The 14,701-nt window shown below is 40.3% G+C and carries 17 protein-coding genes and 1 pseudogene; 14 read left to right on the top strand and 4 right to left on the bottom strand.

Going from position 1 to position 14,701, the window contains the following annotated elements:
- Positions 1 to 107: 107 nt before the first annotated feature.
- Complete coding sequence (locus ACYQ3Q_RS03205) at positions 108 to 1,457, bottom strand: 4Fe-4S binding protein (RefSeq protein WP_459927227.1); 1,350 nt, start codon at positions 1,455 to 1,457, stop codon at positions 108 to 110.
- A gap of 51 nt (positions 1,458 to 1,508) precedes the next feature.
- Positions 1,509 to 1,841, bottom strand: a complete 333-nt coding sequence (locus ACYQ3Q_RS03200) for an SHOCT domain-containing protein (RefSeq protein ID WP_459927226.1) — start codon at positions 1,839 to 1,841, stop codon at positions 1,509 to 1,511.
- Between the two features lie 437 nt (positions 1,842 to 2,278).
- Here ACYQ3Q_RS03200 and ACYQ3Q_RS03195 point away from each other — a divergent pair, with 437 nt between their 5' ends.
- The 4 genes from ACYQ3Q_RS03195 (at position 2,279) to ACYQ3Q_RS03180 (ending at position 4,584) form a co-directional block, all read left to right on the top strand.
- Positions 2,279 to 2,767 carry a DUF134 domain-containing protein gene (locus ACYQ3Q_RS03195; protein WP_459927225.1) on the top strand — a complete coding sequence of 163 codons (489 nt, stop codon included), beginning with the start codon at positions 2,279 to 2,281 and terminating at the stop codon, positions 2,765 to 2,767.
- A gap of 37 nt (positions 2,768 to 2,804) precedes the next feature.
- On the top strand, positions 2,805 to 3,131 hold the full coding sequence (locus tag ACYQ3Q_RS03190) for a NifB/NifX family molybdenum-iron cluster-binding protein (protein WP_459927224.1): 327 nt from the start codon (positions 2,805 to 2,807) through the stop codon (positions 3,129 to 3,131).
- 125 nt (positions 3,132 to 3,256) lie between these two features.
- Positions 3,257 to 3,631 carry a NifB/NifX family molybdenum-iron cluster-binding protein gene (locus tag ACYQ3Q_RS03185; RefSeq protein WP_459927223.1) on the top strand — a complete coding sequence of 125 codons (375 nt, stop codon included), beginning with the start codon at positions 3,257 to 3,259 and terminating at the stop codon, positions 3,629 to 3,631.
- A 98-nt stretch (positions 3,632 to 3,729) separates the two neighbouring features.
- Positions 3,730 to 4,584, top strand: a complete 855-nt coding sequence (locus ACYQ3Q_RS03180; RefSeq protein WP_459927222.1) for an Mrp/NBP35 family ATP-binding protein — start codon at positions 3,730 to 3,732, stop codon at positions 4,582 to 4,584.
- A gap of 72 nt (positions 4,585 to 4,656) precedes the next feature.
- On the opposite strand, the gene ACYQ3Q_RS03175 is transcribed toward ACYQ3Q_RS03180, so the two are convergent.
- Positions 4,657 to 4,872, bottom strand: a complete 216-nt coding sequence (locus ACYQ3Q_RS03175) for a hypothetical protein (protein ID WP_459927221.1) — start codon at positions 4,870 to 4,872, stop codon at positions 4,657 to 4,659.
- 299 nt (positions 4,873 to 5,171) lie between these two features.
- On the opposite strand from ACYQ3Q_RS03175, the gene ACYQ3Q_RS03170 reads away from it, so the two are divergent.
- The 10 genes and pseudogenes from ACYQ3Q_RS03170 to thpR all read left to right on the top strand — a co-directional run bounded on the left by ACYQ3Q_RS03170 (position 5,172) and on the right by thpR (position 12,941).
- Positions 5,172 to 5,453 carry a metal-sensing transcriptional repressor gene (locus ACYQ3Q_RS03170; protein WP_366557099.1) on the top strand — a complete coding sequence of 94 codons (282 nt, stop codon included), beginning with the start codon at positions 5,172 to 5,174 and terminating at the stop codon, positions 5,451 to 5,453.
- 745 nt (positions 5,454 to 6,198) lie between these two features.
- Positions 6,199 to 6,402, top strand: coding sequence for an FmdB family zinc ribbon protein (locus ACYQ3Q_RS03165; RefSeq protein ID WP_459927220.1), 204 nt, complete (start codon positions 6,199 to 6,201; stop codon positions 6,400 to 6,402).
- A 55-nt stretch (positions 6,403 to 6,457) separates the two neighbouring features.
- Complete coding sequence (locus ACYQ3Q_RS03160; RefSeq protein WP_459927219.1) at positions 6,458 to 6,658, top strand: DUF362 domain-containing protein; 201 nt, start codon at positions 6,458 to 6,460, stop codon at positions 6,656 to 6,658.
- Positions 6,651 to 6,866, top strand: coding sequence for a hypothetical protein (locus ACYQ3Q_RS03155; protein ID WP_459927218.1), 216 nt, complete (start codon positions 6,651 to 6,653; stop codon positions 6,864 to 6,866). The genes ACYQ3Q_RS03160 and ACYQ3Q_RS03155 overlap by 8 nt, the downstream gene beginning before the upstream one ends.
- A 172-nt stretch (positions 6,867 to 7,038) precedes the next feature.
- On the top strand, positions 7,039 to 8,820 hold the full coding sequence (locus tag ACYQ3Q_RS03150) for an FAD-dependent oxidoreductase (RefSeq protein ID WP_459927217.1): 1,782 nt from the start codon (positions 7,039 to 7,041) through the stop codon (positions 8,818 to 8,820).
- A gap of 773 nt (positions 8,821 to 9,593) precedes the next feature.
- Positions 9,594 to 9,707 (top strand): annotated as a pseudogene (locus ACYQ3Q_RS03145) (MmcQ/YjbR family DNA-binding protein); the annotation flags it as partial.
- 287 nt (positions 9,708 to 9,994) lie between these two features.
- On the top strand, positions 9,995 to 10,633 hold the full coding sequence (locus ACYQ3Q_RS03140; RefSeq protein WP_459927216.1) for an HAD family hydrolase: 639 nt from the start codon (positions 9,995 to 9,997) through the stop codon (positions 10,631 to 10,633).
- A 227-nt stretch (positions 10,634 to 10,860) separates the two neighbouring features.
- The gene (locus ACYQ3Q_RS03135) at positions 10,861 to 11,559 is read left to right on the top strand and encodes a DUF1287 domain-containing protein (RefSeq protein WP_459927215.1); all 699 of its coding nucleotides are present in this window, start codon (positions 10,861 to 10,863) and stop codon (positions 11,557 to 11,559) included.
- A 536-nt stretch (positions 11,560 to 12,095) separates the two neighbouring features.
- A complete protein-coding gene (locus ACYQ3Q_RS03130) occupies positions 12,096 to 12,359 on the top strand; it encodes a YcxB family protein (protein WP_459927214.1) in 264 nt (87 codons plus the stop codon).
- 21 nt (positions 12,360 to 12,380) lie between these two features.
- Entirely contained in the window at positions 12,381 to 12,941 is a 561-nt protein-coding gene (gene thpR, locus ACYQ3Q_RS03125) for an RNA 2',3'-cyclic phosphodiesterase (RefSeq protein WP_459927213.1), read from the top strand.
- Positions 12,942 to 12,955: 14 nt separating this feature from the next.
- Here thpR and ACYQ3Q_RS03120 read toward each other — a convergent pair whose 3' ends face one another.
- Entirely contained in the window at positions 12,956 to 14,527 is a 1,572-nt protein-coding gene (locus ACYQ3Q_RS03120; protein WP_459927212.1) for an N-acyl-D-amino-acid deacylase family protein, read from the bottom strand.
- Between the last annotated feature and the right edge of the window lie 174 nt (positions 14,528 to 14,701).

Here is a 14,701-nt window from a genome sequence, read left to right as displayed (position 1 = left end):
AAGCTAAACAAAACCGAACTAAAACAAAGTAGGAGCCCTTACCGAACTTTCAAGTTTGATAAGGGCTTTTTGCTATATCCAGTTCCGGGTGACAAATAGTGTTGTTTTTACTTCAGTGAACTTATAATCGCATGATAGTCATATCCTGGGACTACGTTTCCGATATCCTTCATATAGGTGTTGGAAGGTATGTTTTCAGGTAGCTTAAAAATCCGATAAAACTCTTCGATATCAAGCTTTACAGTTTTTGCCGCAGCACTTATCGTCATAGAGCCTTTTATACCTTCTAAATCGACCATAGTCTGAGGTTCGCTCAATATAAGGTCAGCTTGATTCGTTGTCAAAGTTAGGGATTCTTTAACTTTATCGAAATCATAGCCTACAGCGACTTTAGATATTTCTTTCATCTTTGTTTCTGCAGGAACGTTTTCCGGAATCTCAAAATTAGTGTAAAACTCCTTAAGGTCAGTTTGGGTTGATTCCGCTGCTTCCTTGATGCTCATATACCCTTTGACTTCATCATAATTAATGAATTCTCCAACTTTGAGTGGGGCTGCGGTTAGTTCAAAGATTCCAGTAGCCTGTGCAGCAAATATTGAGCCAAAGAACAGCACCATCACCAGAATGATCACAGTAAATGGTTTAATAACCTTATTGGAGAACCGGTTATCAAGAGCGCCTGCGGTAGGGCAGCTTAAGACACAGGTCTGACAATTCATGCACTCAGGGGACGTCACGTTCAAACTGTGCTGGACATCAATGTTCATCGGACAGACTTTATTGCAGATTCCGCAATCAATACATACACTTTCGTTTCTAACCACTTTAAAGGGGCTTGTTTTACCTACCATTCCGTAAAGTAACCCTACGGGACATAGATATTTGCAAAAAAACCTGTCATAGATCAGGGAACCAAGAACAGTAACAACCAGAATAATCAAGCCTACTGCCGATTCAGCCCACACACTTTCCAATCCCTCCGGAAGATGAGCATATGCCGACCAAGGATCGTAGGGAGCCATCCAAAGTCCAGCAGTTTTCCAAGCATAAAATACTGTAATAGCTAACACAACGTATTTCAAATATCTCAGAGCTTGATCAAGCCTAGCAGGAACAATCAGCTTGCGCTTGAAAATTTTCTGACCAAGTTTTGCAAAGAATTCTTGAATCGCTCCAAATGGACAAAGCAACCCGCAAAACGAACGTCTGAAAAGAATCGCAACAACTAGAGTGATTACAAACAAGGTCATTGTCCCTGTAAATATTTTACTGACAAAGCTCCCAGTTGTGAATACTTGGTAAAGGCTCTCAAGTCCTCCGAAAGGACATAGTGCATGGATTGAAGGTGCCTTTGTTGCTCCTAAGACTTGATGGAGATATGCCGATGTGCTAATAAGCACAACGAATAATGCCAATAGACCCCATCTCAGATACTTGATCTGCTTATTATTATTCAATTTATGCCACTCCTTTTCTGTATTTACTGTAGTTTAAATAAAGAAATGATGCTAAGTTCGTCTAGCCTTAATCATGTTACGCATTTTTATAAACTCAAGTGAACTTATGTTTCCTAAGGCATATCTCTCCTTGAGTAAGATAATCGCTGAACTATTGGAATCTTCGTCTTCTAAAAGGGACATAACTTCATTGTATTTATCGTCATCTATTTCGTTTTTTGCGTATCTTTCATTTAAAATATCGGAGACTCGGTTTTGTTCAGATTTATTTTTTCTTGGTTCCATAAATACCAAGAAAAAAATAGTAATAGCTAGAAGAAGGACTCCTATCGTAAAGAACTGTGAATAAAGAAGATTGGTGCCAATATTGTGACCATACCTCATCCATATGCCTCCTAACAACTAAAGACTGCATAGGTACTCTGCACTCCTAAATTTCCAATGATGTGGCAACTGCAATGGGTTTTTTGAAGTTTTTCATAGAATACACGCTCCTCTTTATTTTGTTTGTTTTATCCTTACGGTTTATTATGTAGAGAAATTATGGCATAAGTTTGACAAAAGTCCGAACCAACTATGTCATTTTTTTGTGTCGACAGTTCATTCAACATCATAAGGGCGATAGAAGGCGTAGATATTCACTGAATATAATGATTAATCAACAAAGGATTCCCTCTATTTAGCTCTATTTGTTCGTAGGATAAGGCTTTATAAATAATTATTTAAGTAAAATTGTTAGTAACTAGGGTAGTTTCCAATTGATTTATTTCGATAAGAGGACTATAATCAAATTGGGCATATGCTCAAAAGGGGTTGATACGATGTCAAGACGGCGTTGTTGTGGCCAAATCGATGAAGGAATAGTATGTCAAACATTTATTCCTCAGGGCCAATCACGTTGGCCGGAAGTCATAGTCCAGCTTGAAGAATTAGAGGCCATCCGTCTTAAAGACAAAGTGGGTTTAGATCAGGTTGAGTGTGCTGCATCCATGGGGGTTTCAAGAGCTACCTTTCAGCGAATCTTAGGAGGAGCTAGGGCGAAAATTGCCACGGCTTTAGTAGAAGGACGACCGATAATTATTCGGGGAGGAAACTACATGGTCAAAAACCGAGTGTTTGAATGTCTCGCTTGTGGACAAGTCTGGGAGGTTGAACCGTGCACTGCAGGGGGAAAACACGGCTATGAAATTGCATGTCCCAAGTGTGGGAGTATGAAAAAAATGAAGCTTGACAACGGGAGTAAGCAGACATGTAGTGGTGGGCATCAAGTTGCGCAAGGTAAAGGTGGTTGTTGTGGAGGAAATTCCTAAAATAGTTTGATCAATGTTTAGGAAAAGGGGGATTATATTGCGTATAGCAATTCCTGCTCAGGGGTGTGATCTAGATAAGGTGATGTGTACGCGATTTGGATATAGCCCATATTTCCTTTTTTGCGACTCAGATGATCCACAAGGTACCGCAGAGTATAGAAAAAATCCATCCTTAATTGGGACCGATGGTGCTGGTATTGTCGTTGCAGAATATATGGCTAGCGAACACGTCGAACTAATCATAGCCTGTAAATTAGGTCAAAATGCTTTGAAGATAATTCGAGCTGTTAATATTCCGACCTATTCAGCCCCCCAAACCATGACCCCTAGGGAGGCTATCATGGCCTGGAAAGAGGGTAATTAGTTGAGTTTACTTTAGCTTAAGCTTAAGCATTGAAAACCGACTTTTGAAACTGAGGTCAAGCGTTCATCTTGGTCAGCTTAAACTGCCAAAGAGACGTTAATTTTTATAATTTAGGAGGTTCCATAATGTCAAAAAAGATTGCAATTCCTACAAACGGTGAAGTTCTCGATCTCCATTTTGGAAGAGCTTCAGGATTTACTGTGTTTGAAATCGAAGGTAATGAAGCGCGTTTTGTCGAAGCCCTTAGTGCTACGGGTCTTCAACATCAGCATGCAGGACTTGCCAATATGTTCAAGAGTAAAGGCGTAGAGGTGCTTGTTTGTGGCGGTATTGGCGGCGGCATGATTAATGGTCTTAATGCGGTTGGTCTTGAGGTTGTATCGGGCGCCTCAGGAAACGTGACTGAAGTCGCAAATTCGTATGCTCAAGGAAAAATAGTGAGCACTGGCTCTATTTGTCAACATGATCACGGTGATGGGCATCACGAACATCATCATTGAGCCAAACTTGACAAAGAAAGAATCTGAGGAGTAAGATGAATTTGGATTATTAGTCCTTAGATGGTAAAAGATGTTAAAATTGAATGGGAGGAACCATTGTGAGCGAGTCGTGCAATAGCTGTGCAGCAGCAGGGTCGTGTAATACTGAGAGTTGTTCTAGTGAACCCCAATTGACTAAGGCCCAAAAAGTAAGCCATGTTAAGAAAGTCATTGCTGTCATGAGTGGTAAAGGGGGAGTTGGTAAATCCTCTGTAACGGGCATGTTAGCAGTTAGCCTTATGCGCCAAGGCTATAAAGTTGGAATTTTAGACTCGGACATAACTGGCCCAAGTATTCCGAAAATTTTCGGAATCAAGGAAAGGGCAGGAGCGAGCCAAGGTGGCATCATTGCGCCGACGAGTCGTGGCGGTATTAAAGTCATGTCTCTCAATCTTATGATTGAAAACGAAGATGATCCCGTGATCTTACGTGGACCGCTGATCACTCAAGTCGTCAATCAATTTTGGAAGGACGTAATTTGGGGAGAGCTGGATTATCTATTAATCGATATGCCTCCTGGTACAGGGGATGTCGCTATCACGATATTCCAATCGTTGCCGATCAATGGGGTAGTGATGGTGACAAGTCCGCAAGCCTTAGCGAATATGGTAGTGCGCAAAGCGATCAAAATGGTCAGGAATTATGAACCACCAATTTATGGATTGATAGAAAATATGGCTTATGTGCAGTGTCCTGATTGTAGTAAGCAGATAGAAGTCTTTGGAAAACCACAAGGTGAGGAAGAAGCAAAGCGTAATGCTATTCCTTTCTTGGGAGCACTGCCGCTTGATCCAGCTTTGGCTACGTTATCTGATGCAGGCAAGATTGAAGATTATCAATCGCCAGACTTTGATCAGATCGCAAATAAGTTAGCTGAACAGATAAAAACGAATAGTAACAAAAATCTAGCCTAAGTTAAACCTTTTGGGGTTAGTATAGTTATTCTAAAGGCCCTTGCTTAAATGAAGCAAGGGCCTTATTTTTTATTATTTGCGACGCTCAATTTCCGCTTGTAACTCTGTTATGGATTCCTTTAATACCTGTATTTGGGATTCATAGCGTTTAACAGTGTGACCGGGGAGGTGAAGTCCAGTCTGCTTAAGCACAAAACTTTGTTCCTCTTCTAACTCTTCCAGTTCCTCAGACAAGGTTAGTAAGCGTCTAGTTAAATCTTCATTACGTAATATCGACAAATCTTCCATCAACTTATCTCCCTTCATTAGTTATTGATTGATTATTATATTAAGAAGCCATTGAATGGCATTCTTTTTCTAAGGTTACCTTACTTGACCTATATATTGTTAAGTTGTATGCTTAAGGAAATATCCACCCCCCTGGAGAGGGTATTTCAATTATAACCCTGTTAAAATAGTTTATCAATATCCTTGCCAAGTGAAGATCTTATCAAAGTTATTAAAGTACTATGAAGTGTACTCAAAATATTATTGATACCCTTCGATCAGATAGAAACTATAATTCGAATATGAAAGGAAGAGAGAACTTGTCAAAAAATGTAGACCCAGAAGAAACAAAAAGTATTATTACTCGACTTAAAACAGTGCGTGGTCATATTTCGGCCGTAGAACGAATGATGGAGGAAGAAAAGAAATGTGAGGAGATATTCTTACAACTTGTCGCTATCCGTTCAGCCGTGCATAAGGTATCGGTAATTGTTGCGCAACGCTACGCGAAAACGTGTATGGCCGATGCGATTGAAGAGGGGGAGGACCTCGAGACTGTGCTAAATAGAGCCATAGCTACATTAATGAAACTCAATCAGTGAAAATAATAGTTTTCAATAAGCGTAATTCTATTCGATTAATAAACTATCAGAAACTGCACTCTCATGCCGTTATCCTTTCAATAAGGATGACGGCATTTTGTCTAACATACATTGTCGAAATAAGTTGAGAAAGTAAAATTATTATCATTTTACTTATTGGAGGAATTGATGCCTGACTTGCTGCCCAAGACCATGGATTCCTTAATATCGTTCAATGTTCGGAAGTCCAAAAGCTAGTATTAGTTTTTGGACTTTTCGAACTCGAAATTGACATGATTCTTGCTAGTAAGCATGTTATACGGATAATGTATTTCTTAGAGAGCCTTTCACTCGTATAAATGAACTCTTAACCGGGAAGACCGCACAGCATACCCAAATGTTTACGCAAAACAATCGTTGGTTATTAGAAGTCTTTCCTGAAAATCGGGCGTGGTTGCATACTTCGGTCGCTGTCATAAATGCCATGATCGCACGGCTGAAAAGCCATAAAACATTTCTAACTTTCTTGGACACAATAAGCTAGGAATGTTTTATTTGGTAGCTTTTATTCCCTAATTCTGCATCATCTGCGCTGATCCACGGCTGCTTCATTGAGTGCATAAATACTTTGAAACGAGGAAAATATGTTTTAAAAGTGGTTGACAAATTAGTTAGAGATGAATATATTTAGCATATAATACCCTTCCGGGGTATATCGGGATTAAATTCATCTGCTCCAAGTTTATTAATAGAGGGGGTAATCTCAATGCCAAGTTACGATTTAGTGTGTCAATCGTGTGAAAATAGGTTTTCTGTTTTTTGTACAATCAGTCAAAAAGATCAGCAGAGTTGCCCAAAGTGTGGGAGTGACCAAATTAAGCAGCGGTTTACAACGGTTAATGTCATGGGTGCAAATGGAGATAGAGGATCCTCAGGGACAGCCAAATCATCTCCGCGAGGCTTTGGCTGAGCAGGCTGCTAAGCGAGAAACCGTGTGTTTCTCTTGATGAGGGGAGTTGGAGTACATGTCTGCGTTGATCTTAGAAAAGCTATGTCGGGGGTGCAAACGCTGTGTTAATGCATGCCCTGTGCAAGCAATTTCAATGCTTTCACATCTGGCAATCGTGGATTCTAAGCTTTGTACTGAATGCGAAACCTGTATGGAAGCGTGTATGCATGGCGCTATAACATTTACCATGTCAGAGGAGAGGAAAGAGAATGGATGAGAAAGAACAACGGATCGAAAAAGAACAAGCTATAGAACAGACCACAGATAAGCAGGAGCTTATGCTCCAGCTTAACGATGTGGAAAAAAAGTTAGCTGACATAAAAGCACGCTGGCCCTTTCATTCTGTGCAACCAAAGATGGTCGCCGAACGAGAAGATTTGGAAGAGGAAAGAGAGCGGTTAGTAGGCTTACTTAATCCAGCATGATTCTGAAGGGTGCATTTCACCTTGGCGTGCTATTTTGGAAATAAATTCCTCAAATATTAGTCGAACACTCTTCTTCTGATTTAGGAATAGACGGGGCAATGGGACAGGCGAAACTGTTTAGCGGTTAAAAATATAGTTATTAACCAAATCTGATTAATCGGGGAGGGCCACTGTGAGTAAAAAGGTGTTGATTATTGGTGGTGTGGCTGGTGGGGCATCCGCTGCCGCCAGACTGAGAAGACTGGATGAAACAGTCGAGATTATCATGTTTGAAAGGGATGAGTACATCTCCTTTGCCAATTGCGGTTTGCCTTACTACATTGGGGGGACCATCAAAGAAAGAGAGAGGCTTATAGTCCAGACTCCAGAAAGTATGAAGAGTCGATTTGACATTGATGTAAGAATTAACAGCGAAGTGATTGGTTTAGATACCCGTAAAAAAGTAGCGACGATCAAGCATAAGAAGAACGAAATCTATGAAGAAACGTATGATTATCTTGTTTTATCTCCTGGAGCAAAAGCGATTAAACCACGGATCGAGGGTATCGATAGTCAGAGAATCTTAACTTTAAGAAATATTCCAGACACAGATAAAATCAAGGCTTATGTAGATAAAGCGGGAACCAAAAGTGCTGCCATCATTGGCGGTGGCTTTGTTGGGGTGGAAATGGCAGAAAATCTAAAACATCGTGGGCTTGACGTGACTATAGTCGAAGCAGCACCGCATGTCTTAGCACCTTTCGACTCGGATGTTGTCGGAGCCGTGGAAAAAGAACTTGCGGACCATGAAGTGAAGCTCATCTTAAATGATGGGGTTAAGTCATTTAAGGATCAGGAAAACGGTGTAGAAATAACCCTCAATAGTGGCAAAACATTGACTGCTGATCTCGTGATTTTAGCCATAGGGGTCATCCCGGATACTGGCTTTTTGAAGGATAGTGGAACTAAGCTCGGGTCCAAAGGGCATATCTTAGTCAATGAATACTTATTGACCAATGCAGAAAATGTCTATGCCGTCGGGGATGCCATCGAAGTCGTTGATTTTGTTAACAAGCAAGCTACTGCCATTCCTCTTGCAGGGCCTGCCAATAAACAAGGCCGAATAGCAGCAAATAATATAGTAGGTCTGAGGAGTACTTATAAGGGAACTCAAGGCACTTCGATTCTCAAGGTTTTCGGGCTAACGGCGGCTAGTACGGGCAATAATGAGAGGACCTTAAAACGACTCAATATCCCTTATAAAACAATTACCGTACATCCGGCGTCACATGCTTCGTATTATCCGGGAGGCTTCATGATGACCTTGAAACTCATCTTTAACGAAGAGGGCAAAATCTTAGGAGCGCAGGGTGTTGGGAATGATGGCGTAGATAAGAGAATTGATGTCATTGCAACGGTCATAAGGCTGGGGGGAAGCGTTACAGATTTGACCGAGTTGGAGCTTTGTTACGCGCCACCTTATTCATCAGCCAAAGATCCCGTCAATATGGCTGGTTTTGTAGCGGAGAATGTCCTAGCTGGCAGAGTAGATGACATATCGATCGAGCAGTTTATGGAGCATGATCGGGAAAACACCATCTTATTAGATGTCCGCACAGAAAGGGAATATAAGGGTGGTCATCTTGAGGGAGCGCTCAACATCCCAGTCGATAGCCTGAGAGCAAGATTAGGTGAACTTGATAAAAGTAAAGAGATCTTGGAGTATTGCCAAATTGGACTGAGAGGATATGTAGCGTCTAGGATCTTAAGCCAAAAAGGATATAATGTTAAAAACCTTACCGGCGGCTATAAATCTTGTCTCATGTCTCCTTTGAAACCTGCATGTGTTGCTCCTGTGGAGACGCTAGAAAAACAAATAGTCGATCCCGATACCCAGGTTGTGAAGGGTGATGCGGGAAAAGAGATCAGTGACTATCAGAAGAGTCATAGTGATTGTGGAATTTGTTCTGAGTAATCGGCTCACTATTAAATAGCATTCATGGCTTTAAGGGCCTCCAGCATGGAGGCTCTTTTATACTATCAGGAAGTGCAAATTTCTGGTAAGCATCGTGCAACTAGGGATGCCGCCTTCACCATGTCTTGGCACCAGCCAAGCATTCTTTATCCGATGAAAAATCATTACGGATAAGGTCAAGGGGTTAATAACTGGAATCATATGAAGGATATGTAATTTGAATGTCGAATTTAGTTCACAATACGGAATTTAGAGGATGTACCATAAATACTGAATAGTCTTATTGTCGGTGGCATAAAGGAACAAATTAAAAAGATCCATACCCAGGTTTGACTGGTTATGAACCTCTAAAAAGTACAGCATATTTCCCGGTGCGTCCTGGCGGGTGTGCGTACTAGCACTGGAGGATCTGCCGGGGAAGATTGGATTACTTTTCCCAAAAGATTGGGCTTCTTTTTCGAGTTTTGTCAACCTTGATGTTGATGATTAAAAACTACTTCACTAAGACCTTGAAAATAATGTTTATGAATCACGTTCATATAACCACCTCATATTACTATATTTAAAGGTGGGAAAATAGTTTGCAAATAATTTAAATTCTTGAAATTATGGTACTAAAGTTCTTATTCGCTTTATCCTATTGGAAATCGGCGTGATACCATTACTCATGCAAGTTTGTAAACTTCCTTTAATACTGCTTGCTACATTGGTGTAAAAAAATGCCGTAGCGAATGGAATTTAAAATTGGGTTATGAAATAAAGGAGGATTTTTATTGAACTATGAATGGCTTGACGAGTACTGTCTGTCTAAAAAAGGGACACAAAAGGATTTCAAGGTAGAATGGGACGCAACAAGATACCTTATAGGTGGAAAAATGTTCGCCATGCCCTTATGATAATGAGCCAGAGAGTTTTTCAATCATGGAAGATTATTGTGCACAGAACAATTTGAGGCGGATAACAAAGCTTCACAGAGAGATTTATCTTTCAGATGCTCGTAAAACTCAACCTGATAAGCTTAAAACCGTGTTGCGTTTTAAAGTAGAGTATCATAACTAAGTAAAGTAATCGGTTTGGTTTACACATCCTGGGATGTCTTGGATTATTATGAATTCTGCTGAGATACCAAGGATTAGTTGATTTACGAAGACTAGCAGTCTTTAGGGGGTAGAACATGAAACTTAAAGGATTTATCTTTGACCTAGATGGTACGTTAATTAATTCATTGCCGGTAGTTTATGCTAGTTTTAGCAGTACCTTAGTAAAATTTTTGGGGCGTGAATATTCTTCCCGAGAGTTAACCTCCCTATTTGGACCTTCAGAGGAAGGAGTCTTTAAGAGACTGTTTCCTGATTCATGGGAAGAAAGTTTGCAGTTTTATCTTGAGGAGTATGATCGAATTCATGCTCAATATGCGGAGCCTTTTCCAGGTGTCCGTGAGGCCCTGTCTATATTGCAAGAACGAGAAATAAGGTTGGCTATTGTGTCAGGAAAAGGCCCTGGAAGTATGAAGATATCCTTAAAACACTCAGGATTACAACCTTTTTTCGAGGTAATTTTGACGGGCTCAGAGCATGGTGCAAGTAAACCTGAACGTATTCAAGAAGTCTTGAAACTATGGAATTACTCGCCGGAAGATGTGGCTTATGTAGGTGACATTGCCTATGACGTGAAAGCTGCTAAAGAAGTCGGTGTTTTACCGATTAGTGCGATATGGGCTAAAACCGCCCAGGTTCAAAAAGTGTTAGATATGAACCCGGCATTTGCTTTTGATAATGTAGAATCCTTTATTGAATGGATTAAGCAACTTTAGGATCAGCTTTTGTTCTTAATTCTTTTTATACGTAGGGAAATCAACTAATAAGAGGGCCCTGTGATTTGTAAATTGTTCCAGTAATATTTCTGGTAACCTATCCATAAATCATAGATGCACACGAACAAGAAAAGGACCCTGATCAAGAATGTCTGAATGACTGAAAGCATGAAATGGCAAGGCGCAACACTATATAATTGAGTTGTTTTGTGTGGGGGTGAATCAGCATGAAAAGATTAGTTAAGGCCAGTATGGCGATGATTGCTATACTGGGATTAGCCGTGCTAGTATTGATTTTGACTAAGACAGAATTTAAGAAGTCATACTTTGCTGAGTTTAAGCCTTTTGTTAAGTCGGTTCAGGTTGAAAGGATTTCTTGCCCAGTTGACAAAGATGGCGATGGACTTGATGATCTAAGAGATATTGTGGCTGGAGCCAAAGAAGAAGTGCTCAGGAAACCCCTATATCGCAGTGCTTATTATCAAGGGGGGAATCCACCAGAGACCGAGGGAGTTTGTACTGATGTGGTGTGGAGGGCAATGCGAGATGCGGGTTATAATCTTAAGGCATTAGTCGATAAGGACATCAGAGATAACTTATCGCAGTATCTTCGAGTTGGAGGAAAGCCAGATCCAAATATTGATTATAGGCGGGTTCCTAACCTCTTAGTTTATTTTCGAAGGCATGGATTGGAACTATCAAAAGAGATAAAACCAGGTGATGTGGACAATCTGTATTTATGGCAGGCAGGAGATATTGTCACATTTGATCATCCCCATGAACACATAGCGATTATATCAGACAAGCGTCGCCCAGATGGTGTACCTTATCTACTTCATAATTCGGGGCCAATTGCCAGTGAGTCGGACCATTTGCTAAGTTGGCCATCTCCGATTACTGGCCATTTCCGCTTTCCAAGGTTTTAGCATAATGTTATAATTTTCTACCATTTCTCTTTATATTGCCTCGAATTAATTGAATCTTTGGCCATAGTTAACAATGCTAAGCATAAAAGAAAGCAAGAAAGAAGGAAACACTCCTTGAATGTTCCCTTCTTTCTTGCTCTATTTGGCTTATTGCGATATTTGTGTTAATTTAATAATTAAATACCTTTATCCTATAATACTTAACCGCCATTTAATTTTAGGGAAAAGGGTATTTTGGTTTTGGCGAACTATTTTTGAAAGGAGTATTTCCTATGAATTTTGAGTACGAACTGAATAAACAAGATATAATTGATTTCAATTTGTTTCATATCACGTATGCTAAAGCGACTAGGCGGTCGTTATTTATTCGACGATATGTTCTCTCGTTATCCTTTTTAGCCTTACCCTTCTTATTTAAGCGGTTTTCGAGTATCCCATTTGAGTATTGGTTAGCAGTTTTTGTAATTTTGTACTTGTATTGGGTTGCGTTTTACCCGAAACGTCTAAAGAGGATAGTTTCAAACAGAATCTTAAAGATGCTTAAGCAAGGGAAAAACAATAGTGTGCTAGGAAAGCATAACTTGACGATATCTGAAGTTGGAATTGTGGATAGAAGTGAACAAAGTGAAGCAAAGACTCAGTTTAGTGCTATAAAAAATATTCTGGAAGAAAAAGAGCATATTTATATTTATGTAAGTGCAGATTCTGCACATATTATCCCTAACAGAATATTTGTGAATGAAGCTCAAAAGAATGAATTTTTGACCATTTTGCGTCAGAGGGTTGATCTAACAAATTAAGCGTCTATAGGAGAAGAGTATATGAGATTATTTATAGGGGTTGATTTGCCTACTAAGATTAAACAAGCTCTACTCGAATTTCAGTCCGAACTAAGACATCTTGGAGTTAATGGTTCCTGGAAATCACAAGACAGTCTTCATATAACCTTAGAATTTTTAGGGGAACTAGACAGCACTATGATCCCTGTACTTACCGAAACACTTACCAAAGTAGCAAGTAACTATAGCTCTTTTGAGTTAAACCTCGGTGGAGTAGGTGGATTTCCCTCTCTTAAACGGCCTCATACCCTGTGGACCGCATTAAATGGTGGTTTAACGGAACTAAATCGACTAAGGGATGATCTGCATCTTGAACTCAAAAAAAAGGGTTTTGAGTTGGAGGAACGCCAATTTAAGCCTCATATAACTCTGGTCTCTCGTCCCAAACTCGATAATATCGATCTTTCAGTTGTTCATATTAAGAAACTAGGCGAGTTTAGGGTTGCAGAGGTTGTTTTATTTGAGAGCAGGGCTATAGGTGGAAAAAGAGTCTACATTGATCTATATAGAGCTGACTTGGAAACATCAGGATTCTTAAATTGAACCATACCTCAGGGCTACAATTCCCTACCACTTCTCGCTAATAATTGCCCCGCATTTATTTCTTTGATCGTTCCATCATCTAGGACTACTTTGCCATTAACAATTGTATACTTTACCCCTCTGGTCATTGTAAAGGGGTTTCTATAATCGATTTCCTCATTGGAGGGATAGGTATAATTGTCTAGATCAAGGATCGTGATGTCGGCGGCCTTCCCCTTGGCAAGCATACCCCGATCACCCAACCTAAACTGTTGTGCCGGTAAAGAAGTTATCCTGCGCACAATCTCTTCTAATCTCACCCTGTTTTGTCTGCATAAGCTAAAATATATCGGAAATGCGCCTTTTCGAAATAATTCATACTGAGCATAGGGGTCGTCGACGTCCCCAGATACCCTGTCCGATCCAACCATGACAAGTGGATTATGAGCGATATTATCCGCGTAAGGTGATCCCGGGAAATCATGCCTGTTGAGTCCGCCCTGACAGAAAGTTAAGTTAGGACGATCATTTTCTAATAGATTGAGGATTAGATCGTCGACATTCAGCTTTCTCTCAAAAGCGATTTCTTTTAAGGTCCGATTTTCCAGGAGAGGATCATCCGCATTGATAACCATGAGCTTTTCTTTGAAGCGGATCTTTTTTAATAGTTTTCTTCGTCCCTCAGGAGTTAGTGTGCCCTCTTGAGAAAGCACATACTGAAATAAGCGGTCCTTTCTCCTATAGTGCCCACTGCTCTTAGGGATAGTATCGATTGCAATTTCTAAGCCACGTTCCCGGGCAGACAGTATTTCATCAAAAGCCTCTGGACAATTCGGCGTCAGATGGGACACCTGAACTCTAATGTCGGCAGCTTCGCCAATGTTTATAGCTTCCTGAACCGCTTCGAGAATACCTAGATAGCTTCTAATGTGGGTGGTATATAGCCCATCGTAGGTTTGGACTACCTTAGCAAGTTTAATGATTTCATCAGTATCGGCATATTTGCTAGGGCTATAGGTTAAGCCTGTTGATAGGCCTAAGGCCCCTTGTTCCATGCCTTCTTCAATCAGACGGACTAGTGTGCTTTGTTCTTTAACATTCGGTTTTCTATTTTTTGCGTCTTCCATTACACTCCATCTTAAAGTGCCATGTCCTAAGAGAAATCCCATGTTGATATTTGTACCTTTGTTTTTGATTACGTCAAAATACTCTGAGAAATTTGTCCAGACAGGTACGTTTCGTTGATTTCGCTCTTTTATCTTAACTGAAATAAGTCCTTTTTTAGCCATATACTCATAGATATTATCCGAAGAATAGGGAGTTATGGAATGTCCACAGTTCCCGTTCACCATCGTTGTAACCCCTTGACGTAAAAATTCCTCAAACTTACCACTTGTTAAAACGGTCAGCTCTTCATGTACATGGGGATCAATAAACCCTGGACAAACTGTCAATCCGAGAGCATCTATGATTCGATCCGCTTGGCATTCAATTCTTGCGGAGATTTCTAGGATCTTTCCTTGGGTTACAGCGAGATCAGCATAGAATCCCGGTTTCCCTGTACCATCAATGATGAAACCATTCCTTATTAAGAGATCACAATACATAAATCTTGCCGCCTTTATAAGGGAAACAGAGGGACAGGTGCACTGTTTCAGACCTGTGTTAATCACGGACTGACCTGTTCTCCCGTTACTGTTCCGAATTTCTTTTTACAATTCACGAGATACATGAATCGAGACCCGCTAAAGGTCTCGATTAGTTTTATTCTGAAACAGGGA

This window comes from Desulfosporosinus burensis (assembly GCF_054657535.1).
The sequence above is the reverse complement of the archived record's forward strand: the minus strand, read 5'-3'. Positions and strand labels throughout refer to the sequence as shown.

Bases quoted from the DNA above. Each gene is read 5' to 3' on its own strand.
- ACYQ3Q_RS03155 (WP_459927218.1), top strand. From the start codon at position 6,651: ATGGATGAGAAAGAACAACGGATCGAAAAAGAACAAGCTATAGAACAG.
- ACYQ3Q_RS03140 (WP_459927216.1), top strand. From the start codon at position 9,995: ATGAAACTTAAAGGATTTATCTTTGACCTAGATGGTACGTTAATTAAT.
- ACYQ3Q_RS03135 (WP_459927215.1), top strand. From the start codon at position 10,861: ATGAAAAGATTAGTTAAGGCCAGTATGGCGATGATTGCTATACTGGGA.
- ACYQ3Q_RS03120 (WP_459927212.1), bottom strand. From the start codon at position 14,527: ATGTATTGTGATCTCTTAATAAGGAATGGTTTCATCATTGATGGTACA.
- ACYQ3Q_RS03165 (WP_459927220.1), top strand. From the start codon at position 6,199: ATGCCAAGTTACGATTTAGTGTGTCAATCGTGTGAAAATAGGTTTTCT.
- ACYQ3Q_RS03185 (WP_459927223.1), top strand. From the start codon at position 3,257: ATGTCAAAAAAGATTGCAATTCCTACAAACGGTGAAGTTCTCGATCTC.
- ACYQ3Q_RS03200 (WP_459927226.1), bottom strand. From the start codon at position 1,841: ATGAGGTATGGTCACAATATTGGCACCAATCTTCTTTATTCACAGTTC.
- ACYQ3Q_RS03175 (WP_459927221.1), bottom strand. From the start codon at position 4,872: ATGGAAGATTTGTCGATATTACGTAATGAAGATTTAACTAGACGCTTA.
- ACYQ3Q_RS03160 (WP_459927219.1), top strand. From the start codon at position 6,458: ATGTCTGCGTTGATCTTAGAAAAGCTATGTCGGGGGTGCAAACGCTGT.
- thpR (WP_459927213.1), top strand. From the start codon at position 12,381: ATGAGATTATTTATAGGGGTTGATTTGCCTACTAAGATTAAACAAGCT.
- ACYQ3Q_RS03195 (WP_459927225.1), top strand. From the start codon at position 2,279: ATGTCAAGACGGCGTTGTTGTGGCCAAATCGATGAAGGAATAGTATGT.
- ACYQ3Q_RS03130 (WP_459927214.1), top strand. From the start codon at position 12,096: ATGCTTAAGCAAGGGAAAAACAATAGTGTGCTAGGAAAGCATAACTTG.